Origin of the sequence: Bacillus sp. AP50 (genome assembly GCF_040492675.1) — a bacterium.
Lineage (GTDB): Bacteria > Bacillota > Bacilli > Bacillales > Bacillaceae_G > Bacillus_A > Bacillus_A cereus.
Genome location: NZ_JBEUTW010000733.1, coordinates 1 through 2977, shown reverse-complemented (window position 1 = coordinate 2977; position 2977 = coordinate 1). Strand labels below are relative to the sequence as shown.

Below are 2977 nucleotides of genomic sequence, written 5' to 3'. Positions count from 1 at the left end.
GGCCGCAGAATCAATCCGCACAGCACAGGAGGCTAATCAAGATGAGTAATTTATGTAAGCCATATGGCGATGGCCGTGACTATGGTGATGGCGCTGACTATTGCTCTGGTTATGGCGATGGCGCTGGCCATGCCGATGGCTATGGCTATGGTGATGGCTATGGCCGTGGTTCTGGTTATGGCGATGGCCGTGGCTTTGGCAATGGCTCTGGCTATGGCTCTGGCGATGGCGATGGCGACGACGCGTAAATCGGCGACTTCGCGAAGCCTCATAAGTATACAGGGCTGCAATGATAGCCTGCACTTGCAGCCTTGTTCTGAACACAACACAGGAGCAGACATGAGAACTTTATTACTTGGCGCCATTGGGCTTGCCTTGCTGATTGAACTATTGTACTTATCGCTTGTAGGGCTGAGCAGCACTCTTGCGAAATACGATTACTGCTATGATGCAGTAATGGCCGCTAAGTACGATTTATCTAAACCAGACTTCACAGAATACGGCCTGAAGTCAGAACCTGAGTGCAAACCATGATAGACGTATCAGTAGTTAGACGTATACAAGCGAAGAGGGCTGATGAACTGCATATGCAGTTATGTGCTAAAATTCAGCAGGCCATAGTAAACGCTGCTATGGATAGCCGTACTGAGGTACTCGTGCAATTACCTAATGCAATGCAGTTAGCTCCTGGTGCACATCCAGCAGCAATTCGCTTGGAAGCTTACGCTTATGATATTGAGCGTTTGCAATTTGGTCTGAAACTTGCTGGGTATGTCGTTGATAACGCGGTGTACACAAACAGTTTTATTATTAAATGGTGAAGGAGAATCAAATGAAACATATCAAAATAACAAAAGGAGCCTATTTAGATGGTTATGATGGCGCTTTTTACCGATTTAACGATGAGAAAGGCGACGAGCTTTCAACAGGGCTTTGGGATTATTGGTACGAAGCCCGCGCCAAAGATGAGGACGGCGAAGAATATACGGTCATCTGGAAAATCACAAACCAAGAAGCCTTTGAAGATGGTGAGGAAGTATACGCCTGCGAATGGAGCGACCCTACCTACATTGAGGACAATAATGGCTTCCGAGTAACCGATGATGTTATTTTAGACTGGTGATACCAAGCCCTATCAAATTTGAAATATAATTCAATTGTGGCAGTAAGACAGACAAACAAACCTAATATTAAATACTAAAGGAGCTACAACATGAAACACGATTTTATGGACAGAACTGCAAAGATTATTGCGGAAGTTCGTACCAGAACTTGTATTGACAAACTTGATACAGAAGTTCTCGAAGAGATTTTACAAGAGGAGCTCATTGAATACTACAACGAAGTATTAACGTATGCTCGTAGTTTAGAGGAAGCCGTTGATAGTGCGTACGATGAGGGTTATGAATCTGGTTACATAGCTGGGTGTGAGAGTGCGTACGATGAGGGCTACGAGTTTGGTTATTCTGATGGTGTAATTGCAGGTCGAACTTAACGATGAGGTAGAACATGAGCGATTACAGCATTAAGCTTGGTGATTCCGTGGGTTCAGGTGTGCATGTGCACTCGCAGGGTGAAATTTATCCCGTGATACAGATGTATATCGGACAGGAGAAAGTGTTTACATACGCTAACAAGGTAGTACCGTATAGCATGAAGCAGCAAGTCCTAGATGCTGTTGCTGATGGTACACCAGCTATCCGTGAACTCTTTAGTACCAGCACACGGGAATTGTGTACTTTCTAATAGCATTTGGCTATGATAGCTTCACCGCGAATAAGACTTTACTATCATAGCTTTTATTAATAAATACTATAGGGTTGATAGCGCTTAATGTCACACTTATAGTACGCGGAGCATAATTTTATTGTCACACTAATTATGCTTAAAGTCACCTAAATAAGGTCAAAACCGATGAAACAAAAGCGTGTAAAAACACGAAGCTGGAACAATCGTGAACTGCGTAGGAAAGCACCTGCTCGTGTACTCGATACTCGACTGGAAGAACTCCTCCGTGCCCTGCTGTACGGCTGGAACTGCCCTAAGTGTACACGAGATACCGAAACTGTACAAAGCCTGTACTCGGTACAACCTGCGGCGCTGTGTGCTATTGGTGTAGCGGATGCATATGGTGTACGGTTCCTCCCTGAGGTAGCGACTGCGTTGGTACGCTTAGGATATAATCCGAGTGTGCTCTTGCATGAGCTCTGGCAGATGCAGATTACATTCCCTGATGGTACTACATCAGGTATCTGTATCAATGACAACAAGAAGATGTTCGTACCGTACTTCGGTATTGAACAGCTTGCTGTGGAACTGCGTGATGGTATGTACAGCCGCATGCAGAAAACTTACAAGAAGCCTGGCTGGTTCTCTTGATTGTACATGTACTAACCTTAACCCTAACTGTAATCAAATTAAAGGAATAAACAATGCGTAACACCCAACAAATCGTAGAACGTAAAGTAGTGGTAGCTGGTCAAATCGAGAAACTCGAAGCTGAATTGGCAACCGCTAAGGAACGCGAAACCCTGACTGTCGGTGAAGACTATACCATTAAGGTTGGTCGTAAATCTGAACAGGCTGAACTGAACACCTATGCCGAAGTGCAAGCTACCCTGATTGCACAGGCTGAACAAGATGGTAAAATCATCTACAAGTTCCGCTATGGTGAGGGCTTCGATGAAACTACCGTGGTAGGTGATGCCAACCGTGTGGTATGGGAGGATGGTGACGATAAAGTACGCAGTACCGAAGTCATCACGAACCGTATCGTGAAAGCACAGGATGAACTGGAAGCTCTGGATACTGAGTACGCTGATGCTGAGGCTCGTGAATCTGTAGCAGCAGGTGATACCGTATCTGTGAAACTCGGCCGTGGTGAAACTGCCCGTGAAGTACCTGCTGCGGTGCTTGGTGTGCATACCGATGCAACAGGCAAGAAAACTGTAGCGGTTGTTGCTGAAGATGCCGTGGT

The 2977-nt window shown here is 45.4% G+C and carries 7 protein-coding genes; all 7 read left to right on the top strand.

Going from position 1 to position 2977, the window contains the following annotated elements; genetic code table 11:
* Nucleotides 1-81 precede the first annotated feature (81 nt).
* Nucleotides 82-534 carry a hypothetical protein gene (locus ABWK52_RS29000; RefSeq protein ID WP_353772360.1) on the top strand — a complete coding sequence of 151 codons (453 nt, stop codon included), beginning with the start codon at nt 82-84 and terminating at the stop codon, nt 532-534.
* Complete coding sequence (locus ABWK52_RS28995; protein WP_216614651.1) at nt 531-821, top strand: hypothetical protein; 291 nt, start codon at nt 531-533, stop codon at nt 819-821. The genes ABWK52_RS29000 and ABWK52_RS28995 overlap by 4 nt, the downstream gene beginning before the upstream one ends.
* A gap of 11 nt (nt 822-832) precedes the next feature.
* Nucleotides 833-1123: a hypothetical protein gene (locus ABWK52_RS28990; RefSeq protein WP_171505661.1), complete on the top strand. Its 291-nt coding sequence runs from the start codon at nt 833-835 to the stop codon at nt 1121-1123.
* 90 nt (nt 1124-1213) lie between these two features.
* Nucleotides 1214-1495, top strand: a complete 282-nt coding sequence (locus tag ABWK52_RS28985; RefSeq protein WP_353772359.1) for a hypothetical protein — start codon at nt 1214-1216, stop codon at nt 1493-1495.
* A gap of 92 nt (nt 1496-1587) precedes the next feature.
* Nucleotides 1588-1746, top strand: coding sequence for a hypothetical protein (locus ABWK52_RS28980; RefSeq protein ID WP_353772358.1), 159 nt, complete (start codon nt 1588-1590; stop codon nt 1744-1746).
* A gap of 168 nt (nt 1747-1914) precedes the next feature.
* Nucleotides 1915-2379, top strand: coding sequence for a hypothetical protein (locus ABWK52_RS28975; RefSeq protein WP_353772357.1), 465 nt, complete (start codon nt 1915-1917; stop codon nt 2377-2379).
* 53 nt (nt 2380-2432) lie between these two features.
* The coding region (locus ABWK52_RS28970) for a hypothetical protein (protein ID WP_353772356.1) at nt 2433-2977 on the top strand (545 nt) is incomplete at its 3' end.